Source organism: Stenotrophomonas sp. Sm6012 (assembly GCF_030985895.1).
GTDB classification, from domain to species: domain Bacteria; phylum Pseudomonadota; class Gammaproteobacteria; order Xanthomonadales; family Xanthomonadaceae; genus Stenotrophomonas; species Stenotrophomonas forensis.
The window spans coordinates 35,444-61,877 of sequence record NZ_JAPTFX010000002.1 but is presented as its reverse complement, the minus strand read 5'-3'; the positions used below and the strand labels follow the sequence as shown (position 1 = coordinate 61,877).

Here is a 26,434-nt window from a genome sequence, read left to right as displayed (position 1 = left end):
AAGGCATCAAGGCCCGTCACGCGGCGCCCGTCATCCGCCACCGCGCTGCATGAACAGCACGTCAGGCGTCGAGGCTTCGTCCACGGGTTGGAAGCCGAAGTCGCGATACAGGGCTACCGCCGTGGCATTGTCCCGATAGACCCGCAGGGTCAGGCGCTGTACGCCCGGTGATTGCAGGGCCTCGGCGCCCAGCAGCTGCATCAGCACGCGCCCCAGCCCGCGCCCCCGCGCCTGGGGCGAAACGATGATCCGGCCCAGATGAGCCGTGCCAGGTTCGCTCAACCAGTATTGGCCGAAGCCTACGCAGTCGCCCTGCCCGTCCAGCGGCACCCGCCCCGGGCGAGTGCCCAGCCCAAGCACCTGCGCGAACGCTCCGGCCGGTACAGGGAATGCAACACCCGGGCCGGCCCAGCGCTGCGTCGCTGCGGCCGAATCGAGCCAACGGGCGATGCGCGCGTAGTGCGAAGGCTGGACCGGCTGCAGCTGCATGGGCATGGCGATACGTGCATGACGTGGATGTCCATTGTGCGTGCTCCAAGACGCGCCGTCACACCGCAGCACAGCCCTTGAATTTTGTCCTAGGACAATAAACAATTCCGGGCGTCCACACGCCTGCCGCCCAACGGCAGCCTGTCTCTTTCTCATTCCCGGGTATCCCATGTTCAGAGGCCTCAGCGCGTTTCCGCTTACTCCGCTCAGTGGAGATGACATCGACACGCACGCTTTTGCCGCACTGGTCGAGCGCCTGGCCGCATCCGGGATGGACTCGATGGGCATTCTCGGCTCCACCGGCAGCTATGCCTATCTGGAGAAAGCCGAGCGCAAGCGCGTGCTGCGCCAGGCCCTCGCCCATGCCGGCGGCGTACCGGTGATCGTCGGCGTCGGCGCCCTGCGCACCCGCGACGTGCTGGAACTGGCCAGGGATGCCGAAGATGCCGGCGCTTCCGGCCTGCTGCTGGCACCCGTGTCCTACCAGCCGCTGAAGGAACACGAGGTCTACACACTGTTCGAATCGGTGAGCGTGGCAGTGCGCACCCCGATCTGCGTCTACGACAATCCCGGCACCACCCGCTTCCAGTTCTCCGATGAGCTGCATGGGCGGATCGCCGCACTGCCCAACATCGGCTCGATCAAGATCCCCCGCCTCTCCGACGACCCGGCCGCAGCCGCGGCACGCGTTGCCACGCTGCGCGCCCACATTCCGGCGCACATCACGCTTGGGATCAGTGGTGACGCCGCCGCCGTGCGCGGACTGGCCGCGGGCTGCGATGGCTGGTACTCGGTAGTCGCTGGCCTGTTCCCCGAGGCAGCGCTGCGCATCACCCACGCTGCGCGCAGCGGTGACATGCCCACCGCTGAGGCGGCATCCGCGAGGTTGGCACCGCTCTGGGCGCTGTACGATCGCTTCGGCGGCATCCGCGTGATGGCATGCGCTGCCGCGCTGATGGGCCTGTGTAGTGACGACTGCCTGCCGCGGCCGCTGCTTGGGCTGCAGGGCAATGACCGGGCGCAGGTGGCCGAAGCACTGCAGCACCTCGCCCTGCACTGAAAAAGGGGCGGAGGGAATCAAGTCGTTTGTGCCTCAAACGACTTGATTCCCTCCGCCCCCTTTTCTCGTGCTATCTGTACGACGCTGCAGATTTCAAAACGCGCGTCGACGTATAACCCATCGTCCCCAGCATGATCTGCATCTGCACCTCGCTGGCTTCGGCTCGAGGCCCGATCCAGACTTCGCGGATTGCCTCGACCCTGTCGGGCAACCGCAGGTCCGAGTACGGGGTAGGATTTGTACCGCGCATGAGGAATTTCAGCTCTGAAGCCGCCTTCTGTCGCGAGGGGTAGGCAAGCTTCAGCATGGGCCCCACACCGTCCACGACGATAGGATTGGACAGCCGAACCTCGGATTCCTCACTGAATGCGGGATTCTTCATGCCAGCCGTTTCTATAAGCAGCCCCATGATGGCCCACCTCACTTTTTCCGGATCAAGTCCTGCCGGCGTTGCGGAACTGATCAGAATCTGCTCGAACGCCTTCCCCAGCATTCTGCGCTGCGCATCAACGTCATAACAAACGCGAATCTTGCTACCTTTCATCGCGGCGATGGATTTCGCAGAGAAACCAACGCAGAACCCTGCCCCGTTGTTCGCATAGGCACGCCACTGGCTGAGCTGGTCTCTTCTTGTGGAGAAGCAGCAGGCGAGCACCTTGAACATGTTGCGGCCCGACGCCAGGTACTCATCAATGGGAGTCCTGGTCTTGACCACCCTGGTCACTTCATCGCTGGCCAGAATCTCTCCCAGCAGCTTCGTTCCCCAACTCAGTTCCATTGAGTCGTTCATCGTTGTGAGATCACAAAGACGAAGGGTTCCGTGGCTGAGAATCGCCAGGAGGGTATCTGCGGAGCAGTAGTGATACAGCAGCTCGTCTTTGCTCTCCGGGAGGTACCGCAATTCGGGCATCAACGACATCAGCTCCTCCCTGAGCTCGGGCGGCGGGGCCAGACGATGGCCAACGACCCCGCATGCAGCAGGCAGAAACGGGCCGCCGCGATACGCTATCCATTATGGTGACCCCGGCCCGATTCGAACGGGCGACCTTCCCCTTAGGAGGGGGACGCTCTATCCAGCTGAGCTACGGGGCCATGCAGCCGGGAAGTTTACAGGCAACACACCCTGCCCTCCAAGCATTCATGTTCCAACCCGGCTGCGCTGGCGCGTTGCACCATGGCCGCACGGGCCGCTCTGCTACCATCGGCGATTCAGTTCATCGCGCCCCCCACCTGCCCGCGATGGCACCAAACAACGTAACGAAACACAGGAGTCTGCATGTCTTCCGAGCTGCTCAAGTCCCTTGGCCTGGACGCGATCAACGCTGGCACGTACCTGGGCAACGGGGAGTGGTCGAGCGCGACCAGCGGTGAGCTGATCACCCCGGTCAACCCGACCACCGGCGAGCCGATCGCGCAGGTCCGCGCCACCACCGAGGCCGAGTACGACACCGTCGTCGCCCGTGCCCAGGAAGCCTTCAAGGTCTGGCGCACCACCCCGGCCCCGCGCCGCGGCGAAGCCGTGCGCCTGTGCGGCGAAGCCCTGCGCAAGCACAAGGACGCCCTCGGATCGCTGGTGGCCCTGGAAATGGGCAAGAGCAAGCCGGAAGGCGATGGCGAAGTGCAGGAGATGATCGACATCGCCGATTTCGCCGTCGGCCAGAGCCGCATGCTGTACGGCTACACCATGCATTCCGAGCGCCCCGGCCACCGCATGTACGAGCAGTACCACCCGCTGGGGCTGGTCGGCATCATCTCGGCCTTCAATTTCCCGGTTGCGGTGTGGAGCTGGAATTCGTTCCTGGCCGCCATCTGTGGCGACGTGTGCATCTGGAAGCCGTCCAACAAGACGCCGCTGACCGCCATCGCTTCGCTGAAGATCTGCAACGACGCGCTGCGCGAAGCCGGCTTCCCGGACATCTTCTTCCTGATCAACGACGCCGGTACCGCGCTGTCGGAAAAGATGGTCGATGACCGTCGCGTGCCGCTGATCAGCTTCACCGGCTCGACCCAGGTCGGCCGCACGGTCAACGAGAAGGTGGCGCGCCGCCTTGGCCGCTGCCTGCTGGAACTGGGCGGCAACAACGCCATCATCCTGGACGAAACCGCCGACCTGAAGCTGGCCGTGCCGGGCATCGTGTTCGGTGCGGTCGGTACCGCCGGCCAGCGCTGCACCACCACCCGCCGCCTGATCGTGCACCGCTCGATCTACGCCGACGTGCTGGCCACGCTGGTCAAGGCGTACAAGCAGGTCGAAGGCAAGATCGGCGACCCGACCGACGCCGCCAACCTGATGGGCCCGCTGAACAGCGACGGCGCCGTGCAGCAGTTCCTCGATGCCATCGCCCAGGCCAAGGCCGCCGGCGGCACCATCGAAACCGGTGGCACCCGCATCGACCGTGCCGGCAACTTCGTCCTGCCGGCGATTGTCTCGGGCCTGAAGAACAGCGACGCCGTGGTCCAGCATGAGACCTTCGCGCCGATCCTGTACGTGATGCCGTACGACAGCCTCGACGAAGCCATCGACATGCAGAACGGCGTGCCGCAGGGCCTGTCGTCCTCGATCTTCACCACCAACCTGAAGACCGCCGAGAAGTTCCTGTCGGCCGCCGGCAGCGACTGCGGCATCGCCAACATCAACATCGGCACGTCCGGTGCGGAAATCGGTGGCGCCTTCGGTGGCGAGAAGGACACCGGCGGTGGCCGCGAGTCCGGCTCGGATGCGTGGAAGGTCTACATGCGCCGCCAGACCAACACCATCAACTATTCGGATTCGCTGCCGCTGGCCCAGGGCATCAAGTTCGACCTGTGATGGACAACGCCGCACCCACGGCACCGGATCGGATCCCCGCAGGGGCTCCGATCCTTGATTACAGCGGCCGCCGCGTGCTGATCGCCGGTGGCAGCAAGGGCATCGGTCGTGAAATGGCGCTGGCGTTTGCCGGCGCCGGTGCGCAGGTTTCGGTCTGCGCCCGCGGCCAGTCAGGCCTGGACGCGCTGCGCGCCGATGCAACCGCACAGGGCGTCGCGCTGCACACGTTCGCCGCCGACCTGGCCGACACCGGTCAGATCCAGGGCTGGCTGCAGGCCGCCGCCGACGCACTCGGTGGCATCGACGTGCTGGTCAACAATGCCACCGGCTACGGCATGGCCGACGACGAGGACGGATGGGCGGCCAGCCTGCAGGTCGACCTGATGGCGGCCGTTCGTGCCTCGCGCCTGGCCTTGCCGTGGCTGCGCATGTCCGACGACGCCTGCATCCTCAATCTGTCTTCGATTGCCGCGCAGCAGCCGCGCCCCGGTGGCGCGCCCTATGCTGCGGCCAAGGCTGCGCTCTCGCACTACACCACCTCGCAGGCGCTGGCGCTGGCCAAGGACCGGATCCGGGTCAATGCCATCGCGCCCGGCTCGATCGAATTCGACGACGGCCTGTGGGACCGCCGCCGCAGCGAAGATCCCGCGCTGTACCACGCCACCCTGGCGAAGATCCCGTTCGGCCGCTTCGGCCACCCGCGCGAGATCGCCGACGCTGCGCTGTTCCTGTGCTCGCCGCTGGCGCGCTGGATCACCGGCAGCGTACTCAACGTGGATGGCGGCCAGGTGCTGATGGGCTGACACCGGCATCCCGGTAGCTGCCAACCTTGGTTGGCATGCCGTTCGTCGACCAAGGTCGACACCTACCTGGCTGAAATGCCGTTCGTCGACCAAGACCGACGCCTGCCATCGCATTCACCGGGCATGGGATTGCCGGGGCAGAGGCACTATCATGTGCACACTGCCAAGGAGGACCCCGATGAGCGTGGCACCCCGACAGACAAGCGCCCTGGCCGTGGTCAGCCTGGTCATGGGCATCGCCAGCTGGACCGTCCTGCCCTTCGTGGCCAGTATCGTCGCCATCGTCACCGGCCACATGGCCCGCGCCGAAATCCGCCGTCGCCCGCTTGAACTTGAAGGTGACGGCCTGGCCGTCACCGGCCTGGTGCTGGGCTGGGTGATGGTCGGCGCGGTGATCGCCGCGATCATGGTCTTCATCCTGTTCTTCGGCGGCCTGGCCTGGCTCGCCGCTGTATCGAACTGACCGCCATGACCGCCTCCGACAGCACTGAACGCTTCAGCAGCCGCGTCGCCGACTACGTCCGCTACCGGCCCGATTACCCGCCCGCGCTGCTGCAATGGCTGCACGGCCCGATGGGCGTCAGCCATCAGGCGCAGGTGGCCGACATCGGTGCCGGCACCGGCATTTCCAGCCGCCTGTTCCTGGCCACCGGCCATCCGGTGGTGGCCGTTGAGCCGAATGCGGCCATGCGTGGCGCCGCCGAAGCATGGCTGGCACCGCAGTATCCGCAGTTCCGGGCGGTCGACGGCCGCGCCGAAGCAACCGGCCTGGACGCTGCCAGCATCGATCTGGTCAGCGTCGCGCAGGCCTTCCACTGGTTCGACACCGTGGCGGTGCGCGCCGAGTGGCAGCGCATCCTGCACCCGGGTGGGCTGGCGCTGATCTACTGGAACTCGCGCCTGCTCGACGCCAGCCCGTTCCTGGTCGGCTACGAGCAGCTGCTGCTGGACTACGGCACCGACTACAGCGCGGTGGCCGAGCGCTACCAGGACGATGCCACCATGCAGGCCTGGTTCGGTAGTGGGCTGCGCGGCATGGTGCAGCTGCCGAACGTGCAGTACCTGGACCTGGACGCCCTGCGCGGTCGATTGCTGTCTTCCTCCTACGCACCGCAACCTGGTCATCCGCGCCACGCGCCGATGATCGATGCCCTGCAGGACCTGTTCGCCGCCCACGCGGTCGACGGCCAGGTCGCTTTTGAATATCAAACCCGAGCCTTCCTCGGCACGCTGGACTGAACCGACGCATGTATTCGCTTGCCCGCCCCTTCCTGTTCTCGCTCGACGCCGAGCGCGCCCACGGCCTCGGCCTGTCCGCACTGGACCTGGCCTATCGCACCGGCACCACGCCGCTGCTGGCCGCCCGCATCGCGCCGATGCCGAGCACCGTGTTCGGGCTGACCTTCCCCAATCCGGTCGGCCTGGCTGCCGGCCTGGACAAGAACGGCGAGCACATCGATGCGCTGTTCGCGCTCGGCTTCGGCTTCGTCGAGATCGGCACCATCACCCCGCGCCCGCAGGCCGGCAACCCGCAGCCGCGCCTGTTCCGCCTGCCGGAACACAACGCGATCATCAACCGCATGGGCTTCAACAATGCGGGCGTGGATGCGCTGGTGCGCAACGTCGAGCGCGCGCGCAACCGCCGTGGCCTGCTCGGCATCAACATCGGCAAGAACAAGGACACCCCCAACGAACAGGCCGTGGATGACTACATCGCCTGCCTGGACAAGGTGTACCCGTTGGCGGACTACATCACCGTCAACATCTCCTCGCCCAACACCGCCGGCCTGCGTGAACTGCAGGAGGAAACCGCGCTGCGCCAGCTAGTCAGCCAGCTGCGCGACCGCCAGGAGGCACTGGCCGCACAGCACGGCCGCCGCGTGCCGATGCTGGTGAAGGTGGCGCCGGACCTGAGCGAGCGTGACATCGATGCCGCTGCGCGCGTGCTGGGCGAACTGAAGGTGGACGGCGTGATCGCCACCAACACCACCGTCGACCACAGCAAGGTGGCCGGCGACCCGTTGGCCAACGAAGCCGGCGGCCTGTCCGGCGCACCGGTGCTGGAGCAGTCCACGCTGGTGCTGCGCCGCCTGCGCGCGCGCCTGCCCGAGTCGGTACCGCTGGTCGGTGTCGGCGGCATCCTGTCCGGCGCCGATGCAGTGGCCAAGATGGCCGCCGGTGCCGCGCTGGTGCAGTGCTACAGCGGCCTGATCTTCCGCGGCCCGGCGCTGGTCTCCGAGTGCGTGGAGGCGATCCGTCGCCGCCGCGAAGCGCCCAGCCGTGGCGCGGTGGCGCCTCTGTGAGCGCGCCCATGGACACCGCCGACGGCGCCGCACCGCTGCGCTGGACGCTCACCCGCAATGCGCCGCTGCAGGCGCTGAACACCTTCCACGTGCAGGCCAGCGCCGCACAGCTGCTGGAACTGCACGACCCCACACTGTTGCCGGACGTGCTGGCGCTGCCCGAGGTGGCCAACGGGCCGCTGCTGGTGCTGGGCAGCGGCAGCAACGTGCTGATCGCCGACGACCTGCCCGGCACCGTGCTGGTGTTCGGCAACCGTGACATCAGCTTCCTCGAACACCGCGCCGATCATGCGGTGATCCGTGCCGGTGCCGGCGTGCCCTGGCACGGTCTGGTGATGTGGTCGCTGCAGGAGGGCCTGTCCGGGCTGGAGAACCTGGCGCTGATTCCCGGCACCGCCGGTGCCGCGCCGATCCAGAACATCGGCGCCTATGGCGCACAGATCGGCGAATTCATCCAGGCCGTCGAAGCCTGGGACTGCCACGAGCAGGCCTGGGTGCGGCTGGACAACGAACAGTGCGGCTTCGGGTACCGCGACAGCGTGTTCAAGCAGCAGATGGACCGCTACCTGATCACCGCCATCGAACTGAAGCTGCCGCTGCTGCATGACCTGCGCATGGACTACGCCGGCATCCGCGAGGAACTGCAGGCGCAGGGCGTGGAACTGCCCGGTGCGGTGGACGTGGCCAATGCGGTGATCGCGATCCGCCGCCGCAAGCTGCCGGACCCCGACGTGCTCGGCAACGCCGGCAGCTTCTTCAAGAACCCGGTGCTGCCGCTGGAGCAGGTCGATGTGCTGCTGCAGCACTTCCCCGATCTGCCGGTGTTCCCGTCCGACCAGGAAGGCAAGCGCAAGGTCTCGGCGGCCTGGATGATCGAGTCCTGCGGCTGGAAGGGTTTCCGCGAGGGCGATGCCGGCGTGGCCCCCAGCCATGCACTGGTACTGGTCAACCACGGCAACGCCACTGGCGCTGAACTGCTGGCACTGGCGCGCCGCATCTCGGCCTCGGTGCTGGAGAAGTTCGGCGTGCCGATCGAACCGGAGCCCCGCCTGCTCGGCGCACAGTGGTGAACACCCCCACCCTCTCCCCAGGCGCCACCCCGATGCGGGCGGCGCTGCTGATGCTCGGCAGCACGATGGCGTTTGGCCTGATGGCGGTGGCGATCCGCTATGCCACCCGCTACGTGCCGACCCAGGAAGTGGCATTCTTCCGCAACGCCTTCGGCCTGCTGGCGCTGTTGCCGATGCTGCTGCGCCCGGGCCACGCACCGCTGAAAACCCAGCAGTTGCCGCGTTATTTCCTGCGCAGCGCGATCGGCCTGGGCTCGATGCTGTGCGCCTTCTGGGCGCTGGGCCATCTGCCGCTGGCGCAGGCGGTTTCCCTGTCCTACTCCACCCCGCTGTTCGTCACGATTGCGGCGGTACTGTGGTTGGGCGAAACCGTGCGCGTGCGTCGCTGGGCAGCGGTGGTGGTCGGCTTCATCGGCGTGCTGGTGATCGTGCGCCCGGGTACCGCCGGCTTCACCGCCGGCAGCCTGGTGGCCGTGGCCGCCGCCCTGCTCAGTTCACTGGTGGCGATCCAGATCAAGCAGCTCACCCGCGTCGACAGCGCCGACACCGTGGTGCTCTACACCTACGTCTTCTGGGTGCCGCTGTCGCTGGTTCCGGCCCTGTTCGTCTGGGTCTGGCCAACCGGCACCGCCTGGTTGTGGCTGCTGGCCACCGGCGTGCTGGGCACCATCGGCCAGCTGTTGTGGACACGCGCGTTGCGTCTGGGCGAAGTCTCGGCACTGACCCCGATCAGCTTCCTGCAGCTGCCGCTGGTGACGCTGTTTGGCTGGCTGCTGTTCAACGAAAGCGTGGACCGCTGGACGATCATCGGCGCCGGCATCATCCTTGCCGCCAACGCCTACATCGCCCACCGCGAAGCCGTGCTGTCACGCCGCGCCGCCAGTGCCGCCGCCTCCGCCGCAGCCAAACCTGCCGAGTAGGTCTCCCTGTAGCGTCGAGCCATGCTCGACGCATCGCGCGCAGCGCGAAGCCTCATCAATGGCAGGTGACGTGCGTTTACAGCGCCCGATACGCCCGCTCCGCCGCATCGAACACATTGCCCGGAGCAAACTGCTCGCCCAGGTAATGCAGCGATTGCCGGCGCAACTGCGGAGAACGCTCTTCTCCATCGCTGCCCAGCAGGACCTGCTGGAACTCGATCAGGTCCTGCAGGATGCGCCAGTGGCGGTACCACGCGATCCAGCGCGGATCCCCCAGGTCGCTGCCATAGCCCGCTGCGAAATCAAGCGGATTCTCGCGACCCCAACGCCCACCCACGGCGCCACCGATGAACATCAGGTCGCGCTCGCGTGGCGCCAGCGACAGGCCATCCCAATCGATCAGATGCAGGCCACCATCGTTCCCCATCAGTAGATTGCCGGCATGCAGGTCGGTGTGGCACAGGTGCAGATCGACCGGTGCATCCTTCAATGCAGCGTGCAGCTCCAGCGCGCTCGCATGCAGCGCCGCGATGCGCGCATGCTGCTGATCCCAGACCGAAGCGAATGCGCGGCCCAGACCGTCCTGCGCCACCGCCAGCCCCTCACCCACCAGCCACTGCCCGACCGTCTCCAGGGCGCCGGTTTCCATCCGCACGGTGGGCAGCGCCTGCTGCAGCTCCGCTGGCAGCTGCGCCGCGTGCAGGCGCTGCAGCACTTCGCCCAGCCGCTGCCACTGCGTGCGGCTCAGCGCCGCCTCGAAGCCGGACTGCCCTTCGATGTAGGGGAACAAGGTGAACTGCAGCCCCCAGCGTTGTACCGACGCGCCTCCCGTCAACGCCGGCCAGGGCGCGACGATCTCCTCGATACCCAGCGTGCCGCGCAGCCAGTGCAGGCTGTCCCAGACTGCTGGATCGACCTGGTAGGTGCGGCACTTCAACCACCATTGCCCGCGCCGCGCATCGACGCGATACACGCTGGCGTTGGCATCGGCGCCCACCGGGCGCGGCACCACTGCGTTCGCCGTGATGGCATAGGACTGCTGCAGGACTTCGCCGAGATGCTGCGCCGAAGCGGATGACATGGATGCAAACGGAAAGTATTACCTGCCGCTACTATCGCAGATGCGTTCGCTACGACACAGACATGTCCGTCACAACATCGTGCGTCGCGACCCAAGGGCTAACCCGCGATGCGCCGCATCACCATTTCCAGAGGGCCGCGCGCGAACTGCCATGACCACAACCACGCCGCCCCGGTCGCCAGCAGCAGGAACAGCAGCGCCCACAGCAGCACCGAGGCGAGCGAGGCACGGCCATCCAGCAGGCCCAGGCTTTCCAGCGTGCCCATGCCCAGCAGGATGTGCGCGACGTACAGGGTCAGGGTCATTCGCCCGGCCGCGGTGAACGGTGCCAACCACTCGCCCGAGCGTAGACGCGCCAGCCACAGGCAGGCCGCGATGACACTGCAGGCCGCGCCCGCGCCCGTCAGCACATAGGCCGGCCCCGGCGGCATCGGCTGCGTTCCCAGCCACGGCTGCCAGGGCGTTCCCTGCGCCAGCTGCTGCACGCCATGCCCGGTCCCGATCAGCAGCAGGCCCAGCACCAGCAGTGCGCGCTGCGCCCGAGGCTGCGACAACGGCAGGCGCGCCAGCAGCATGCCCAGCAGAAAGAAGCACAGCCACGGCAGCAACGGATGGAAGCCGTTGAACAACAGGTTGCGCGCCATGCCAGGCCACCGCCACAGGCCGGCATACTCCAGCGTCTGCCAGTTCCAGCCTTCGCTGTAGTCCCACTGCAGCAGCGCCCAGAACGAACCCGCGGCCAGGCCGACGATGCTGGCCAGCAACAACCATGGCGACGCACGCAGCCACAGCACCGCCAGCGCGAAGTACACCGCGTAGTAGTGCAGGATATCGGCCGGGAACAGCGTCAGGTTGAGCAGGCCCAGCACCAGCAGGAACAGTGCGCGCCGCCAGGTCTGCACGCTGGCCGGCCACCATCCCTGCCGCCGCGTGGCCAGCACCAGTCCCAGCCCGGCCAGCGTAACGAAGGTGGCCGAGGCCTTGCCTTCCAGCAGGTGGAAGAAGCCTGCCAACCCACCCGTACCCTCTGCGGGCACGGCCATCGCCAGGCGGAAATTGACCAGCACCATGCCGGCCAGTGCGAGGTAGCGTGCCAGGTCCAGGCCGTGCAGGCGCCGGTCATCGACGCTCATGCGCGCGCACCCAGCAGCAGCGCCAGCAGCCCGATATCCAGCGGCTCACCATCCGCCTCATCGGCCTCGCCCAGCCCTCGGCGCAATGCATCGCTTTCGATGGCATCCAGCAGCACCTGCGCCTGCAGTGGCGGAGCCAGCGCCGGGCGCCGCCGCTCGCGCTGTGCCACGCGCTGCAGGGCATCGGCCAGAGCCTGTTGCAGCTGCCTGCGATTGGCCGCGAAAGCCTCGGCCACGGCGGGGGTACGTGCACTCTCGGCCAGCACCTCGACCGCAAGCGTCGCCCACTGCGGCTGCCGGCACAACGCATGCAGATCCAGCAGGAACGCCATCACCTGTGTGCGCTCGCCGTCGGCGGCCGCCAGCCGCTGAAGCATCGGTGCCAGTTCTTCGCTCTCGGCCACTGCTACCGCGAGGATGATCGCCTCCTTGCCCGGAAAATGGTTGTAGAGGTTGCCCAGGCTGACGCCGGCCGCCTGCGCGATGTCGCGCATGCTGGTCTGGTGGAAGCCCTTGGCCAGGAAGCACTGCAGCGCCGCCTGCAGGATCAGGGCCACGCGCTGCTCATTGCGTTCGATTCGGCTCATGGCGCGAATAATGAACGAACGTTCGTCCATTTCAAGCGCCCGCGAAGCCACCGGCAGGCCGGCGTTCAGCCCCCGCTCGCTTCAGAAGAACTCGTCGAGCAATCGATAGAACGCCAGCCGCCGCTCATCGGCGATCACGCCGTAACGCTGGAACAGCGGCGCCACCCAGCGCGTGTCACCAAAATTGTGCACGAGGCTGCGCGCGGCCAATGCCAGGTCCTGGTAGCGGTCGGCCACGCCCAAGCGCCCGCAATCGATGAAACCGCTGAAGCGGCCGTCAGCCACCATCAGGTTGGGCAGGCAGGCATCGCCATGGCAGACCACCCGGTCTTCGTGCGCCGGCCGGCTCGCGCAAAGCTCGACAAAGACCTGTTGCGCGCTCTGGCCCAGGCGTTCGTCATCGAAGTCGTCGGCGTCGACCACACCGGCTTCGACGCGTGCCTGCGCGGCATGGAGGCGCGACGCCAACCGCTGGTCGAACGGACAGGCTGACACCGGCAAGGCATGCAGGTCGCGCAATGCGTCAGCCAGCACCACTACCACCTGTCGGGGTGGCAGATCCACTGACGTGGCCAGGTCGCGGCCTGGCAGCGCACTCATCAGCAACCAGCGCCGGCCCGCTTCTTCGGCAGTGGCCATCACCGTCGGTGCGGGCTGCCCCTGTGCCTGCAACCAGCGCAGGCGTGCGATCTCATCACCCAGTTCACTGAAGGCATCGATCACTTCCGATTTCAGGAACGCATCGGCCTGCCCGGGCCGGTGCACGCGGGCAACATCAGCGCGCGAAACGCCGATCGACTGCCGCTCAAAACGCGCGCCGGCCAGCGCTTCCTGCCAGGCGTGAGGCAGGGGCATGCCATCCATGCGCGCGTGGGTTGCTTCCATGCCGGGAAACGCCTGTTGCCGATGACTGCACGGATTCTCGCTCATCCGGCATGCCCCCCGTCAACAGCACCAATGATGGAGCTGTGCCTGGCGCGCTGAACATTCCCGTTACGGAACGGCATGCATGGATGGACGAACGGCCACGCGCCGTCCACATTGTCGCCGACTGCCACGGGCCCTGCTGCGTGCTGTCCAACGATGCGCTGGCGATGCTGGACGAGGCCGGACTGGCGGCGCAGCAGCTCCCCGCCGGCTACCCCGAATGGAAGGCGTCCGGCCTGCAGGTGAATCTGCCCCGGCACTGAGCGAGACCACTGTCATGGATGATGCGTTTGCCCCGATGATCGATGCCAGCTGGCGGCGCATCTGCGGGGGTGAGCGCATGCTGCAGGACGATCCCCTGCTGTACCTGGCCTGCAGCGATGATTTAGACGAGGGTGAGGACGGCATGCTGCTGCAACCGTTTGCTGGTCCTGCGCGCGCGGTGCTGCGCCCAGTCCTGGCGGAACGCCTGCAACTGTACGCACGCGCGCATTGGACACTCGCACAGCTGCGGCAGCGGCTGATCGACGTCGGCCAGCGCACGCATGGCGCCGACCGCCTCTTCTATTTCCCTGCTGCAGAACTTGCGGCACTGGCCGAGCACCCTGCACCGCCCCACATCCGCCGCCTCGCTCCAGCCGACACTGCTGTGTTCAGTGCGTTCCAGGCCAGCGCCAGCAAGGGGGATCTCGATGCGGCCTGGGTCGAGCTCGACCACTGGCAGGTGTTCGGTGCCTTCGACGGCGAGCAGCTGGTCGCGGCCGGCAGCCTGTACCCGTGGAGCCTGGATCCGGCACTCGCCGACATGGGCGTGCTGACACTGCCCGAAGCCCGTGGGCGTGGTCATGCACGCCGGCTCGTGCAGACGATGGCCATATCCGCCCAGGCCTCCGGGTTGCAGCCGCAGTACCGATGCCAGCTCGACAACACGGCCTCCATCACCACTGCCGAACGCAGCGGCCTGCGCGCGTTCGGCGACTGGGACCTCATCCTGGCGGCCCACTGATGCCGCCACTGCACAACCAAGGAAGCAACATGAAATTGATGATCATCGGCGCTAGCAGAGGCCTGGGACGCGCGTTCGTGGAAGGCCTCTGTGCCCCGGGTGACACTGTGATTGGTGTCTCGCGCACCCGCCCGCGCGGCATCGCCTGCCCTGACGACGTCACTCTGCAATGGATCGAAGCAGACCTGTCCCGGCCCACCGCAGCGGCCGACCACATCGCAGCGCAGGCACCGGCCGATATCGATGTGCTGATCCACAACCTGGGCATCTGGGAAGACAAGGCCTTCAGCGACGAATACGCCTTTCTCGATGAAAGCGATACCGCGCTCGCGCAGCTGGTCGACGTCAACATCACCGCCACCCTGATGCTGCTGCAGCGCCTGTTGCCCCGTGTATTGAATGCAGCACGGCCACAGCTGGTGCTGACCGGTTCCACCTCGGCACTGCCGCGCAGCGGCCGCCCGGAAGTGGCCTTCGGCGCTTCGAAGTTCGCGCTCAACGGCATCGCCGATGCGCTGCGCGAAGGCTTCCGCGAGCGCCGCCTGGCGGTCACCAGCCTGCAGCTGGGTTATCTCAATACCGACGACGCACTGGCGGTACCGGTGGCTGACGCCGCAGCGCGCGGCGAAGGCGGGCTGGTGCCCGTGCACGACGTGGTGGCCATGGTGCGTGCACTGCTGCAGCTGTCGCCCTCGGGCTTCGTGCGCGAACTGGTGCTACCGGCCATCGCCGACCCGCGCTACTGACCACGGCGGCCAGCGCAGGGAGGCGTCAGTGGCCGCGCGCGCGGCCGTGGTTTACCCTGCTCCTCACTGGCCGTCGGTCACAGGCGGGAACCTGCTATGGATGCGCTTTCACGGGTTACGGCCCAGGTCCTGGACAGTGCCCTGCCCAGCCTGCCGCTGTACCTGCTGCAGGCCACCGCCGTCATCGGCATGATCGGCGTGCTGCTGATCGCCACCCGCCGCGCCGGCCATGCCATCGAAGGGCGCCGCCTGTATGTGGGCGTGGCGCTGGGCCTGATCTACCTGTTCAATTCCTGGTTCGTGGCCCGCTATACCCAGGGCGTGGTCAAGCTCCACCTCGGCTTCGACATCCTGCTGGTCAGCGGCCTGCTCGGTGGCTGGCGCGGCGGCCTGGCCTGCCTGGCCGCCAGCCTGCTGGCCCGCTACCAGTTCTCCGGCACCCAGTTCTTCCTGCCCGCGGCCCTTGAATCCCTGCTGCAGATGCTGGCCGGCATCTGGCTGCGCAGGCGCCTGCACCCGCGCATGCTCAACGAACTCTCGCTGCCGATGATCCTGCAGGCCTGGGGCGTGCGCATCGGCGTGACCGCGCTGGGCCTGGCCCTCGGCGTGGCGATCATCGGCGCCGATCAGCTGCCGGTAACAGAACTGGCGATCCAGCGCCTGCTGGCATTGCCCGTGTCGCTGTTGATGCTGGGCGCCGTGTTCGCACTGGTCTACAACGATGCGCAGATCGATGCCCAGCGCCAGCGCGAGCAGGCCTGGCTGCGCATCGACCCGATCAGCGGCCTGCCCAACATGCGCGCGCTCGGCGAACGCCTGCAGCACTATTGGCGCGACAACGACGGCATCGGTCATGCATGCCTGATCGTCGCCGAGATGGGCAACCTGCGTGACCTGCGGCTGCGTTATGGGCCGCTGCAGGACAACGGACTGTGGCGGCGCGACAGCGGCGACGATGTGCGCCGCCTGCTGCCATCACTGCCTGCGGACAGGCTGGAGATCTATCAGTTCGGTGATGCCGCGCTGGCGATCCTGGTGCAGGGCCTGTCGTTGCCGGAACTGCGCACGCAGCCCCGCATCACCGAACTGGCGTCCGGGCTGGCCGAGCGCATCAGCGAGGAGTGGCCAGGCTTCCGGCCGCTGGTCCGCTGCGCGGTGGTCGAACTGAAGCCGCCCGGTGACGCCGACGACGGGCACCTGCCCTTCCGCGCGATCACGCTGGCGTTGAGCGCGATCAAGTCGGGCGTCGTGTTCTTCGACGATCCGGTCCAGCGCGACAGCGAGATCGACGTGCTGATCGAAGGTGCACTGGAACGCTGGCTCCGCCAAGGCGACGCGCCGTTGTGCTACCAGCCCAAGCATCGCCTGCAGGACCGGCGCCTGGTCGGTGCCGAAGCGTTGCTGCGCATGCGCGACGGCGAGGGCCGGATGGTCACGCCGATGCGGGTGATCTCGCTGCTGCGCCGCCAGGGCCGCCTGGCCGACCTGGAATGGGCCACGCTGCAGTCAGCCATCCACTTCCTGCAGCAGTGCCGGGATGAGGGCCTGCAACTGACCGTGGCGGTCAATGTCTCCGCCGAGTCGCTGCGCCTGCCCGGTTTCGGCCTGCGCCTGCAGGAACTGCTGCAGCTGCATGATGTGCCCGGGACAATGCTGCGCCTGGAAATCGTCGAGTGGACCGAGATCGTCGAACGCGATGTGGTCGATGCCAACATCGCGCAATTGCTGGCCGCCGAAGTGACCTTGTCCCTGGATGATTTCGGTGCGGGCTACTCGACCCTGATCCTGCTCTCGCAGCTGGCCATCGCCGAGGTCAAGATCGAGCAGGCGTTGATCGCCACGCTGTCCGATGCCAAGTCACAGTCGATCGTGCGCTTCATCGTTGAAGTCGCGCATCGCTGCGGCGCGATCGTGGTGGCCGAAGGCACCGAGACCCTGGCACAGGAACAGCAGCTGCGCGCACTGGGCGTGGATGTCGGCCAGGGCTATCTGTACTCGGCTGCGCTACCGGCGGATGAATTCCGTCGTTTCGCCGCCGGCTAGATCGCGTAGTAGCCCAGGAACATCGCCACCGCCGACTCGGCCACGCGCGCGCGTTCCTCGGCGTTCAACGGCGCCTGCCCCATCGTCACCTGCGGCCAGAACGCAAAGCTCTTCACCAGGCCGTGCAGCTGGTGCCCGGCAAACTCCGGATCGACCGCACGCAGGCGCCCATCGGCAATCGCCGCACGGATCCACGCACTCTCGCCGCTTTCCTTCTCGCCCATGCGGCACACGATCGCCTGCGCGCGTTCCGGCGAATGGATGATCTCGGCCATTGCCACCCGCGCCAGATCGATGAAGTTGGCGTCGCTGAGCAGCTCCAGCTTCTGCCCCACAAGCTGCAGCAGCTGTGCCGGCAGCGGCTGGTCGGCGCGGTACGGCAGCGTGTCGCTGGCCACGCTGCGCTCCCACAGCTCCTCCAGGATCATCGAGAACAACGCTTCCTTGCTGGGGAAGTGGTTGTAGACGGTGCGTTTGGAGACCCCGGCCGCTTCGGCGATGCGGTCCATGCTGGTGGCTTCGTAACCCGACGCACGGAACTCCTCCACCGCCGCGCGCACGATGGCGTCGCGTTTGCGGTCGGTCAGGCGTTGCGGGGCACGGGGCATGGCAGGGACCAGTCAGCTGAACGGATGCGCGCATTTTACACCGAGCAGTGTACTTTTGAAAAACACGAAACTACACTGTGCAGTGTACTCAGCGGACGTCACCCATGAAGCGCCTGCTCCTTGTCCTTTTGCTTGGAATCCTCGCCGTGACCGCCTACACCTTCTGCAAGTCCTGGTCCCTTCCCGACTTCCCCGATTCGCCGCAGTACCGCGACGGCAAGTTCCGCAACGCCCTGCCGCGGCCGGCAATGGGCCTGCGCGACGGCGCGGAGATCTGGTGGACGTTCCTGTTCAACAAACCCAAGGGCACGGTGCCGGCGCACCCCATTCCGGTGCTGCCGCTGGACCGCGCCCGCCTGGACGCCGCGCCCGACCGCAGCCTGTTCCGGCTCGGGCACTCGACGATCCTGCTGAAGCTGCGCGGCCAGTATTGGCTGACCGACCCGGTATTCTCCGAGCGCGCCTCTCCGGTGCAGTGGATGGGCCCGGCGCGTTTCCACGCGCCCCCGATCAGCATCGACGAACTGCCGCCGATCGCCGGTGTGATCCTCTCGCACAACCACTACGACCATCTAGACCACGCCGCGGTGATGCAGCTGGCCGGCAAGACCGCGCGTTTCATTGCGCCGCTGGGGGTGGGCGACCAGCTCATCGCCTGGGGCGTGGATGCCGCCAAGGTGGAACAGCTGGACTGGTGGCAGTCGACCGAAGCCAGCGGCCTGCGCCTGACCGCCACCCCGGGCCAGCACTTTTCCGGCCGTGGGCTGGGCGACAGTGATCGCAGCCTGTGGGCGTCCTGGGTCATCCAGGACGGCGACTTCCGCATCTTCTTCAGTGGCGACACCGGCTACTTCGATGGCTTCAAGGCCATCGGCGAGAAGTATGGCCCGTTCGACCTCACCATGATCGAAACCGGCGCCTATGACCCACGCTGGGCGTTCGTGCACATGCAACCGGAACAGACCCTGCAGGCGCACCTGGATCTGCGCGGCAAGTGGCTGCTGCCGATCCACAACGGAACCTTCGATCTGGCCCTGCATGCCTGGCAACAACCGTTCGAGCGCATCACCGCCCTGGCGAAGGCAAACAGCGTGCCGGTGGCCACGCCGATGATGGGCGAAGCGCTGGACATGCAGGCGCCGAGCGCCGGCACGCGCTGGTGGGAGCAGGTGCAGTTGTAGCCTGCCACCGCGCCCTGCCTGGAACCCTCTGCCGCCCCCGCCTCGCGCGGGTGCTGCAGCAGCACAGCTGTGGCGGCCCGGGCGGGGACGTACAGCGGGTCGGCGGCCTGATTGTTCGGCTACCCGGATGATGTTGCCGGATCAAGGGGGATTATCCGTCCGGCAATTACGCTCAGGATGACCGTGCGCCATGTGGGTGCGCCTTCCTGGATCTGAACATGAACATCGCTTCCTCAGCCCCCGTTGCCCTTGTCACCGGCGGCTCGCGCGGCATCGGCGCCGCCATCTCCCGCCGCCTCGCCGCCGACGGCTTTGCCGTTGCCATCAACTATGCCGGCCGTCACCAAGAGGCCGAAGCACTGGCCAACGAGCTGATGGCCAATGGCGGACAGGCCATCGCGCTTCAAGCCGATGTCGCCAAGCCGCAGTCCGTGCACTCCCTGTTCGATGCGATCGAGGCACGTTTCGGCGGTGTCGATGTGGTCGTGAACAGTGCCGGGGTACTGGAACTCGCTTCGCTGGCCGAGAGCGAAGACACCCTGTTCGACCGCCTCATCGCCATCAACCTGAAGGGCGCGTTCAATGTGCTGCGCGAGAGCGCACGCCGTGTCCGCGACGGCGGCCGCATCGTCACCCTGTCCACCAGCGTGGTCGGATTCAAGCTCGAGCGCTATGGCGTCTATGCCGCAAGCAAGGCGGCGGTGGAAACCATGAGCGCCATCCTCAGCAAGGAACTGCGCGGCCGCGGCATCACCGTGAACGCGGTCGCACCGGGCCCGACGGCAACGAGCCTGTTCCTGGAAGGCAAATCAGCCGAGCTGATCGACCGGTTGGCAAAGATGAGCCCGCTTGAACGCCTGGGTACGCCGGATGACATCGCCGCTGCTGTGGCCTTCCTGGCCGGTGCCGACGGCGGATGGATCAACGGTCAGGTCCTGCGTGCCAACGGCGGCGCGGTCTGAGCCACGGGGAGACGCCATGAATCCGATCCCTGTTTCCCGCAGTGCCTACGCCCTCGTCACCGTGACCGCGGCGCTCACCGCGGCCTTCGCCGCAGCCGGAGCGCTGCATGCCGGCTGGCCGGTGTGGACGATGTTCATCGGTTGGATTGCCTTTTTCACGCGGCTGCAGGGCACGCGCTCGACGATCGAAAACCTGGCCTGCGTCTGGTTCGGGCTGGGCATCGGCGCATTGGCAACACTTGCAGTGGGCCTGCTCTCTCCCTCACTGGGTCCCTCGCTGGCCGTGCCCGCCGTCGTGCTGGTCGTAGCGCTGTGCGTGGTCGCCCTGCGTGGCCTGCCGGTATTGAACAACCTGCTGGGGTACTTCCTCGGTCTGGTCAGCTGGTTCGCGGCCCACCTCGAGCCCTCGCTGGCCCATCTCTCCGAACTGGCCGCGGCCAGCGCCCTCGGTTCACTGGCCGCCTGGACCGCGCACACCGTGCCGCAGCGCCTGTTGGCCCGCGCCCGGCAATGACCCTCTCTTCTTCTGGAGTTTCCATGTCGCACACCATCCTGATCACCGGCGCATCCTCCGGCTTCGGCCTGATGACCGCCAAGGCACTGGCCCTTGCCGGCCACGTCGTCTACGCCTCGATGCGCGAAACGCGCGGGCGCAATGCAACCCGCGTGGCCGACATCGCACAGTGGGCAGACGCGCATCACGCCGACCTTCGCAGCGTTGAACTGGACGTGCAGTCGGACGCGTCCAGCCAGGCGGCGGTCGAACAGGTTCTGGCCGAAGCAGGCGCGCTCGACGTCATCGTGCACAACGCCGGGCACATGGTGTTCGGGCCGGCTGAAGCATTCACCCCGGAGCAGCTGATGCAGCAGTACGACGTCAATGTGCTGGGCACACAGCGGGTGAACCGCGCCGCGCTGCCACACCTGCGCCGCCGTGGCAGCGGCCTGCTCGTCTGGATCGGCTCGTCCTCCACACGCGGTGGCACGCCACCGTTCCTTGCGCCCTACTTCGCCGCCAAGGCCGCCATGGATGCACTGGCGGTGTCCTATTCAACCGAACTGTCGCGGTGGGGCATCGAGACCACGATCATGGTGCCGGGTGCATTCACCAAGGGCACCAATCACTTCCTGCATTCGGGCACGCCCGCCGATACCGCCATCGTGGACGACTATGAGAATGGCCCGTATGCAGGTGTCGCCGACCAGGCACTGAAGGGCCTGGCAGGGCTGGAGCCTGCAGATGCCGATCCCGAGGAGGTCGCGCGGCAGATCGTGCGGGTGGTGGGCCTGCCACACGGACATCGGCCATTCCGGGTACATGTAGACCCCTCACAGGACGGCGCCGAAGTGGTCAATGCCGTTGCCGATCGCATGCGACGCGAAATGTACGCCTCCATCGGTCTTGCAGACCTGCTCTCGCCACGAGGCTGAGCCGGGAAGATCAATGCACCTGCGGGGCGCCTTCGGGCGCCCTTTCTGCAGGCCCCCAGCGCGCGGGTGACAGCGCTGATGCGGCAGCCTGGCACTACGCCTTCGGCTGCAACCTGCGCCCTTCCCGGGCCAGATTCAACTGCAATGCGGCCGCGGCCAGTTCGGCCATTTCCGTGGTGACCTTCTCGCTGCCACGCGCGCGCAACCAACCCAGAATGTCGGCCAGATGCCAGATGGAGGTTGAGCCGTCATGCACCGGGGACGGAAACGACTGCGGGTTGGCCAGCATCAGCTTCCGCATGTTCTGTCGCGACATCCCGAGCAGATCGGCCACATCCGTAAGCCCAACCAGATCGGGGCTCACCTCCACCAGTTCGGCACCCGGCACGGCCCGCTGCACATCATCCACTGCCGAGCACAGGGCGACCGCCGCGCTGTCGGCGTCACGGCAGAAGGCCAGCGCCATCCTTCCCGGCAAGCCGCTGCCCAGAAGCGCGTCGTCACACCCCGCCTCCACCAGCCGCCGCTCAAGCACTCCGACGTCATCGTAGAGTTCGGGCAAGCGGTACTTCAGGGTGAAATTGAATTCCATCATCTGCCACCTCGCTTCCGTCGAAGCCTGATTTCATTGCTCACGACTGCAGTTCTCGACCACGCGGCGCAAGGCGCGCGCATGGTTGCCAGGACTGCGCGGCGTGCTCCAGATGCTCACGACACAGAATTCTCCGCATCGGCAGTCGGTGTCGTTGTAAGGGCAATACATCCGGCCCCACGCATGGCTCCCACCTACACGGAGGCTCCAGCCTCGAGCTTCCGCGAACCGCAGCACCGATTCGATGTCCTTGTCGGGATGACGAGCACGAGACATTCCTTGTTCTCCCTAGTCTGCACATGACAGGCCAGGGTTGTCAAATGACAACCTGCATGCTTTGCCTTGAGCAATGACCCTAGCCAATCCCGGTCATGCGTCCAGAGCCACATCCGTCAGCACTCGTTGCATCGCCTACCGCAGCGCGTCATGTAAACGGTTACAACCCTTGCTAGCGTAGCGCTCGCCCGATCCCGGCCGAACCTGCGAGGTTGTCTGTAATGGCATTTCGCGTTGAACGCTCCACTGTCCTCAAGCTGCCCTCCTCTTTCCGCCTCACCGCAGCCCTGCTGTTTGTCGGGCTGGCGTTCTCCGCGCAGGCCCAGAACCTGCCGGCCCGCGACCAGTGGCGTGCAAGTGCTTCATCGCAGCAGGTCCCGGCCATGGCCATCAGCCACCTGATCGACAACGATCCGAACACGGTGACCGGCGGCGCGTTCAGTCCCGGCCACTGGTTCCAGATCGACCTCGGCGCACCGGCCACGCTCGCTGGCGTGCGCCTGACCTGGGATGTCTCCAATCCCGAGGGCTACACGTTGCAGACCTCGCTGGACGGGACGCAGTGGCAGACCGCCTACACCATGGGCGATTCACTCGGCGGCGTCGAAACGCTGTACTTCGCGCCACGCCAGGCCCGTTACCTGCGCCTGGCCAGTCCGCGGCGCACCTCCGACTGGGGCGTGTCGATCTTCGAAATGGAACCGCTCGATACGTCGCTCAGCGCGCGCGTGGTGGGACTCGATGCCACGCAGTCAGCGGCGCTGTGGCAAGGCGGCAGTGCAGTAGCAATTCCCGCCGGCAGGGGTGGCGTCCATACGCTCGACATCACCTTGCCACGGCCGCAGCCGAGCACCGGGCTGGCGGTGGACTGGGCCAGCGTGCATGGCGCCGCTGCGCTGCAGGCCCAGGATGCAAAAGGCCGCTGGCATGCGCTGGCGATGGATGCGCACGCCGCGACCCGGCAGCAGAGCTGGCTCGCGGCCAGCGCGCCGCTCGACATCCACGCACTACGGTTGACGGTGCACGGCGACGCTCCGCAGATCGCCCGCATCCGCCTGCTGGGCCCGAAGGCGGTGATGACGCCGATGAAGCGTTACCAGATTGCCGCCAGCGGTGCGCAACGTGCCTTGTTCCCCGCCTCGCTGCAGATGCAGCAGACCTACTGGACCGCCGTGGGTGTGCACGCGGGTCGGCAGAAATCGATCTTCGACGAATACGGCAATCTCGAAGCCTTCAAGGGCGCACCGCTGGTGCAGCCGATCTGGCGCAATGCCGACGGGCACGCTGCAGGCGCGGCGGGGCAGACGGTGCAGCATGCCCTGCGCGATGGATGGAAGCCGATGCCGTCGGCCACCTGGGCACCGCAGCCCGGACTGGAGCTGCGCAGCGAGGCCTTCGCCATTGAGCGCGACGGGCAGCCGGTCACCCTGCTTCGCCACCGGCTGCACAACAGCGGCACGACCACGATCAACGGCACGCTGACCCTGGTTGTACGCCCCATGCAGATGAACCCGCCGTGGCAGAACGGTGGCCTGTCACCGATCCGCGATGTGTCCGTCGAAGGTCAGGCGGTGCGCATCAATGGCCGTATCCTGCTGCATTCACTCACCCCGGTGACGGCGTCGGGCGCCGCGCCCTTCGGTGCGGAAGGTGCAAAGGAAATCACTGCCGCCATCGCCACCGGCACGCTGCCCGACACGCAACAGGCACGGGATGACCAGGGCCTTGCCGCAGCGGCCCTCAGCTATCGCGTTTCGCTGGCGCCCGGGGCCAGCGAGGCCATCGTCGCTGCCTTCCCGTTGGGCACCGCCGCCGCCGATGCCAACGGTGCACTGCCGGACGCTCCTCCGCTCGACCTGTCCTCGCTGCCACACGACGCCGATGCAGCGTTCAACACCCTGGGCGCGCAGGCCTCAACGGATTGGCAGGCACGGCTGGGCCAGGTTGGGCTGCGCCTGCCCGATCCTTCGCTGGTCGACATGCTGCGCGCGCAGGCCGCCTACATGCTGATCAACCAGACCGGGCCGGCCATGCAGCCGGGGCCACGCAACTACAACCGCTCCTTCATCCGCGACGGCATGGCCACGTCGGCGGTGCTGCTGCGCATGGGCGAAGCCAAGGTCGCGCGCGACTACCTTGCGTGGTACAGCGAGCACGGCGTGCACGCCAACGGACTGGTCTCGCCGATCCTCAACGACGATGGCAGCGTCAACACCGGTTTTGGTTCGGACATCGAGTACGACAGCCAGGGGCAATACGTCGCACTGGTCGCCGATGTCGCCCGCCTCGATGGCGGGCCGGAGTCGGTGCGCGCGTACCTGCCGAAAGTGAAGGCGGCGCTGCGCTTCCTGCAGCAGCTGCGCGAGCGCACGCTGGTAGCGGGTTACATGGCCGACCAGCCGTCGCCGGAACGCTTCGCCGGCATACTTGCACCATCCATCAGTCATGAGGGCTATCCATCACCGACCCACAGCTACTGGGATGACTACTGGGGCCTGAAGGGCTGGCACGATGGCGCGTGGCTGGCCGACGCACTGGGCGATCACGAAACCGCGGTGTGGGCGCGTCAGCAGCACAAGGCGCTGTACGACGCGCTGCACGCATCGATCCGCGCGACGATGGCGTGGAAGGGCATCGACTTCATCCCGTCCTCGGCGGATCTGGGTGATGGCGATCCCACGGGCGTCTCGATCGCCCTGGATCCGACCGGCGCGCAGAGCGTGTTGCCTGCCGATGCGTTGCGGACCACCTTCGCCCGCTATCTGGAGGACGTGCGCAAGCGCAACCAGCCCGGTGCGCTGTATGCCTACACGCCCTATGAGATCCGCAACGTATTGAGCTACGTACACCTGGGCCAGCCCGAGGCCGCCGATGAACTGCTGCAGGGCCTGCTGCATGACCGGCGCCCGCTGGAGTGGCAGGTGCTGGCCGAAGTCGTGCATTCGCGGTTGCGTTTCCCGCGCTACCTGGGTGACATGCCACACACCTGGATCGGTGCCGAGTATGGTCGCACGCTGTTCGGCATGCTGATGCGCGAAGACGATGATGCGCTGTCATTGCTGCCGGGCACTCCGCCGTCCTGGGTGGCCGGTGATGGGCTGGCGGTGGAGCGACTGCCCACCGCATATGGCACCTTGCAGATGCAGGCGCGGCAGCGCGACGGCGCGCTGACGGTCACGCTGGGCGATGGGCTGCGCAGAGGCACGGCGGTGAAGGTCTGGTGGCCGCAGCGCACGATACCGAAATCGGTGCGTGTGGATGGGCGGCCAGTTGCCGACTTCAATGCCGAGGGCGTGCGCCTGACGAAACCGTTCCGGACGCTGGAAGCGCGCTGGTAGAGTCGAGCTTGCTCGACTGCACTTCGCCGCCCCCCACCCCAGTCGAGCAAGCCCGACGCTACAGGGCCGCGCCGGGCCACACCCGGCGTCAGAGTGCAGGCAACCCCGGAGGATTGGTCTGCGACTGCGGCACCGCTTCCTCGGCCACGTTCCAGCGCGCCAGCGCCTGCGCATACGTGCCGCTGCCGATCTGGGTGTTCAGCGCCTGTGTCACTGCGTCGGCAAGGCCGCTGCCCTTGCGCGTGGTCACCGAGATCGCCGCAGCGTTTGGCCAGCCACCGGGGAACAGGCCGACGCGCCGCACCTTGCCGTCGCGCGCCGAGTAGGCGCCGGTAGCATTGGGTTCGAAGGAGACGTCGGCGCGGCCGGTGATCACCGCAAGCCGCCCCACCACCGCATCATCGAAGTACTGGTATTCCACCGGCTTCAGACCGGCGGCGATGTTCTGCCGGTCCCACTGCCGCAGGATCTGGTCCTGGTTGGTGGCAGCACCGACCACCACCTTCAGCCCGGCCACGTCGGCGGGCTTGTCGATCTTCCGGATCGGCCCATCCCTGCGCGTATAGATGCCCAGCAGGTCGTAGCGGTAACTGGAGAAATCGAACTTCTTCTTGCGTTCCTCGGTGACCGTCACGTTCGACAGCACCGCATCGTACTTGCCCGATTCCAGCCCCAGCGGCCAGTCGGCCCAGGCCACCGGCACGATCACCAGCTTCAGGCCCAATGCATCGGCAATCAGTCGCGCGATGTCCGGCTCGATGCCGACCACCTCCTTGCTGTCAGCACCATAGTCTGCCAGTGGCAGCTGCCCCGGGTGGGTGGCCACGGTGAACGTACCGGGCGTGACGAAGCGGTAGCCCGCGGGAATCAACGCCTGCGCCTTCGGATCGAGTGTGCCTTCCAGCACGGCGGTGTTCGCGCCGGCCAGGCTGGCCACCGCCACGGTGCCGGTATCCGGTGCCTGGCGCACGCGCGAATAGACAATGCCGGCGATGCCGATGACCAGCACGCCCACGATCAACAGAGTGCTGCGCGACGGTCCACGCGATGCTGCAGGGCTCATGGCGTT

27 protein-coding genes and 1 tRNA gene are annotated in these 26,434 nt (G+C 66.9%); 17 read left to right on the top strand and 11 right to left on the bottom strand.

Translation table 11 applies throughout. The features are described 5' to 3' along the window. Positions 1-30 precede the first annotated feature (30 nt). Positions 31-495 carry a GNAT family N-acetyltransferase gene (locus O0J73_RS00905; RefSeq protein ID WP_308307786.1) on the bottom strand — a complete coding sequence of 155 codons (465 nt, stop codon included), beginning with the start codon at positions 493-495 and terminating at the stop codon, positions 31-33. Between the two features lie 163 nt (positions 496-658). Here O0J73_RS00905 and O0J73_RS00900 point away from each other — a divergent pair, with 163 nt between their 5' ends. Next, the gene (locus O0J73_RS00900) at positions 659-1,549 is read left to right on the top strand and encodes a dihydrodipicolinate synthase family protein (protein WP_308307785.1); all 891 of its coding nucleotides are present in this window, start codon (positions 659-661) and stop codon (positions 1,547-1,549) included. Between the two features lie 70 nt (positions 1,550-1,619). On the opposite strand, the gene O0J73_RS00895 is transcribed toward O0J73_RS00900, so the two are convergent. Further along, positions 1,620-2,468 carry a DUF2971 domain-containing protein gene (locus O0J73_RS00895; protein WP_308307784.1) on the bottom strand — a complete coding sequence of 283 codons (849 nt, stop codon included), beginning with the start codon at positions 2,466-2,468 and terminating at the stop codon, positions 1,620-1,622. Positions 2,469-2,564: 96 nt separating this feature from the next. Then, positions 2,565-2,641 (bottom strand) — tRNA-Arg (locus O0J73_RS00890). Positions 2,642-2,825: 184 nt separating this feature from the next. Here O0J73_RS00890 and O0J73_RS00885 point away from each other — a divergent pair. The 7 genes from O0J73_RS00885 to O0J73_RS00855 all read left to right on the top strand — a co-directional run bounded on the left by O0J73_RS00885 (position 2,826) and on the right by O0J73_RS00855 (position 9,454). Next, a complete protein-coding gene (locus tag O0J73_RS00885; RefSeq protein ID WP_053510056.1) occupies positions 2,826-4,358 on the top strand; it encodes an aldehyde dehydrogenase family protein in 1,533 nt (510 codons plus the stop codon). Continuing rightward, entirely contained in the window at positions 4,358-5,161 is an 804-nt protein-coding gene (locus tag O0J73_RS00880) for an SDR family oxidoreductase (protein ID WP_308307783.1), read from the top strand. Before O0J73_RS00885 ends, O0J73_RS00880 begins: the two co-directional genes overlap by 1 nt. A 178-nt stretch (positions 5,162-5,339) precedes the next feature. Beyond that, positions 5,340-5,624 (top strand): DUF4190 domain-containing protein, encoded by a 285-nt coding sequence (locus O0J73_RS00875; RefSeq protein ID WP_049457225.1) that lies wholly within the window; start codon positions 5,340-5,342, stop codon positions 5,622-5,624. A 5-nt stretch (positions 5,625-5,629) separates the two neighbouring features. Beyond that, a complete protein-coding gene (locus O0J73_RS00870; RefSeq protein WP_308307782.1) occupies positions 5,630-6,400 on the top strand; it encodes a class I SAM-dependent methyltransferase in 771 nt (256 codons plus the stop codon). An 8-nt stretch (positions 6,401-6,408) separates the two neighbouring features. Next, complete coding sequence (locus tag O0J73_RS00865) at positions 6,409-7,464, top strand: quinone-dependent dihydroorotate dehydrogenase (protein WP_053508872.1); 1,056 nt, start codon at positions 6,409-6,411, stop codon at positions 7,462-7,464. A gap of 8 nt (positions 7,465-7,472) precedes the next feature. Further along, positions 7,473-8,534 (top strand): UDP-N-acetylmuramate dehydrogenase, encoded by a 1,062-nt coding sequence (gene murB, locus O0J73_RS00860; RefSeq protein WP_308307781.1) that lies wholly within the window; start codon positions 7,473-7,475, stop codon positions 8,532-8,534. A gap of 32 nt (positions 8,535-8,566) precedes the next feature. Next, positions 8,567-9,454, top strand: coding sequence for a DMT family transporter (locus tag O0J73_RS00855; protein ID WP_053508874.1), 888 nt, complete (start codon positions 8,567-8,569; stop codon positions 9,452-9,454). A 76-nt stretch (positions 9,455-9,530) separates the two neighbouring features. Here O0J73_RS00855 and O0J73_RS00850 read toward each other — a convergent pair whose 3' ends face one another. From O0J73_RS00850 to O0J73_RS00835, 4 genes are all read right to left on the bottom strand, one after another. Further along, positions 9,531-10,535: an aminoglycoside phosphotransferase family protein gene (locus tag O0J73_RS00850; protein ID WP_308307780.1), complete on the bottom strand. Its 1,005-nt coding sequence runs from the start codon at positions 10,533-10,535 to the stop codon at positions 9,531-9,533. A gap of 98 nt (positions 10,536-10,633) precedes the next feature. Next, the gene (locus O0J73_RS00845) at positions 10,634-11,668 is read right to left on the bottom strand and encodes a heparan-alpha-glucosaminide N-acetyltransferase domain-containing protein (protein ID WP_006435789.1); all 1,035 of its coding nucleotides are present in this window, start codon (positions 11,666-11,668) and stop codon (positions 10,634-10,636) included. After that, positions 11,665-12,255, bottom strand: a complete 591-nt coding sequence (locus O0J73_RS00840) for a TetR/AcrR family transcriptional regulator (RefSeq protein ID WP_197563003.1) — start codon at positions 12,253-12,255, stop codon at positions 11,665-11,667. The genes O0J73_RS00845 and O0J73_RS00840 overlap by 4 nt, the downstream gene beginning before the upstream one ends. Before the next feature lie 81 nt (positions 12,256-12,336). Continuing rightward, a complete protein-coding gene (locus tag O0J73_RS00835) occupies positions 12,337-13,119 on the bottom strand; it encodes an APH(3')-II family aminoglycoside O-phosphotransferase (RefSeq protein ID WP_308307804.1) in 783 nt (260 codons plus the stop codon). A gap of 149 nt (positions 13,120-13,268) precedes the next feature. On the opposite strand from O0J73_RS00835, the gene O0J73_RS00830 reads away from it, so the two are divergent. The 4 genes from O0J73_RS00830 to O0J73_RS00815 all read left to right on the top strand — a co-directional run bounded on the left by O0J73_RS00830 (position 13,269) and on the right by O0J73_RS00815 (position 16,977). Further along, positions 13,269-13,445: a hypothetical protein gene (locus O0J73_RS00830; RefSeq protein ID WP_308307779.1), complete on the top strand. Its 177-nt coding sequence runs from the start codon at positions 13,269-13,271 to the stop codon at positions 13,443-13,445. Positions 13,446-13,459: 14 nt separating this feature from the next. Continuing rightward, positions 13,460-14,188, top strand: a complete 729-nt coding sequence (locus O0J73_RS00825) for a GNAT family N-acetyltransferase (RefSeq protein ID WP_197563001.1) — start codon at positions 13,460-13,462, stop codon at positions 14,186-14,188. A gap of 29 nt (positions 14,189-14,217) precedes the next feature. Then, positions 14,218-14,934, top strand: a complete 717-nt coding sequence (locus O0J73_RS00820; RefSeq protein ID WP_308307778.1) for an SDR family NAD(P)-dependent oxidoreductase — start codon at positions 14,218-14,220, stop codon at positions 14,932-14,934. A 96-nt stretch (positions 14,935-15,030) separates the two neighbouring features. Continuing rightward, the gene (locus O0J73_RS00815; RefSeq protein WP_308307777.1) at positions 15,031-16,977 is read left to right on the top strand and encodes a bifunctional diguanylate cyclase/phosphodiesterase; all 1,947 of its coding nucleotides are present in this window, start codon (positions 15,031-15,033) and stop codon (positions 16,975-16,977) included. On the opposite strand, the gene O0J73_RS00810 is transcribed toward O0J73_RS00815, so the two are convergent. Next, positions 16,974-17,585 carry a TetR/AcrR family transcriptional regulator gene (locus O0J73_RS00810; protein ID WP_053449559.1) on the bottom strand — a complete coding sequence of 204 codons (612 nt, stop codon included), beginning with the start codon at positions 17,583-17,585 and terminating at the stop codon, positions 16,974-16,976. The genes O0J73_RS00815 and O0J73_RS00810 overlap by 4 nt on opposite strands. Positions 17,586-17,689: 104 nt before the next feature. Here O0J73_RS00810 and O0J73_RS00805 point away from each other — a divergent pair, with 104 nt between their 5' ends. From O0J73_RS00805 to O0J73_RS00790, 4 genes are all read left to right on the top strand, one after another. Further along, positions 17,690-18,766 (top strand): MBL fold metallo-hydrolase, encoded by a 1,077-nt coding sequence (locus O0J73_RS00805; RefSeq protein WP_308307776.1) that lies wholly within the window; start codon positions 17,690-17,692, stop codon positions 18,764-18,766. A gap of 218 nt (positions 18,767-18,984) precedes the next feature. Continuing rightward, positions 18,985-19,728 (top strand): SDR family oxidoreductase, encoded by a 744-nt coding sequence (locus O0J73_RS00800; protein WP_308307775.1) that lies wholly within the window; start codon positions 18,985-18,987, stop codon positions 19,726-19,728. 16 nt (positions 19,729-19,744) lie between these two features. Further along, positions 19,745-20,242, top strand: a complete 498-nt coding sequence (locus tag O0J73_RS00795) for a DUF1097 domain-containing protein (protein ID WP_197562995.1) — start codon at positions 19,745-19,747, stop codon at positions 20,240-20,242. 23 nt (positions 20,243-20,265) lie between these two features. Next, complete coding sequence (locus O0J73_RS00790) at positions 20,266-21,159, top strand: SDR family oxidoreductase (protein ID WP_308307773.1); 894 nt, start codon at positions 20,266-20,268, stop codon at positions 21,157-21,159. Positions 21,160-21,253: 94 nt separating this feature from the next. Here O0J73_RS00790 and O0J73_RS00785 read toward each other — a convergent pair whose 3' ends face one another. Together O0J73_RS00785 and O0J73_RS00780 are read right to left on the bottom strand one after the other, a co-directional pair. Continuing rightward, positions 21,254-21,751, bottom strand: coding sequence for a DNA-binding protein (locus tag O0J73_RS00785; RefSeq protein WP_308307772.1), 498 nt, complete (start codon positions 21,749-21,751; stop codon positions 21,254-21,256). Between the two features lie 33 nt (positions 21,752-21,784). Continuing rightward, entirely contained in the window at positions 21,785-22,027 is a 243-nt protein-coding gene (locus O0J73_RS00780; RefSeq protein ID WP_006435629.1) for a hypothetical protein, read from the bottom strand. Positions 22,028-22,248: 221 nt separating this feature from the next. On the opposite strand from O0J73_RS00780, the gene O0J73_RS00775 reads away from it, so the two are divergent. After that, on the top strand, positions 22,249-25,365 hold the full coding sequence (locus tag O0J73_RS00775) for a discoidin domain-containing protein (RefSeq protein WP_308307771.1): 3,117 nt from the start codon (positions 22,249-22,251) through the stop codon (positions 25,363-25,365). An 88-nt stretch (positions 25,366-25,453) separates the two neighbouring features. Here O0J73_RS00775 and O0J73_RS00770 read toward each other — a convergent pair whose 3' ends face one another. Further along, a complete protein-coding gene (locus tag O0J73_RS00770; protein WP_308307770.1) occupies positions 25,454-26,428 on the bottom strand; it encodes an ABC transporter substrate-binding protein in 975 nt (324 codons plus the stop codon). Between the last annotated feature and the right edge of the window lie 6 nt (positions 26,429-26,434).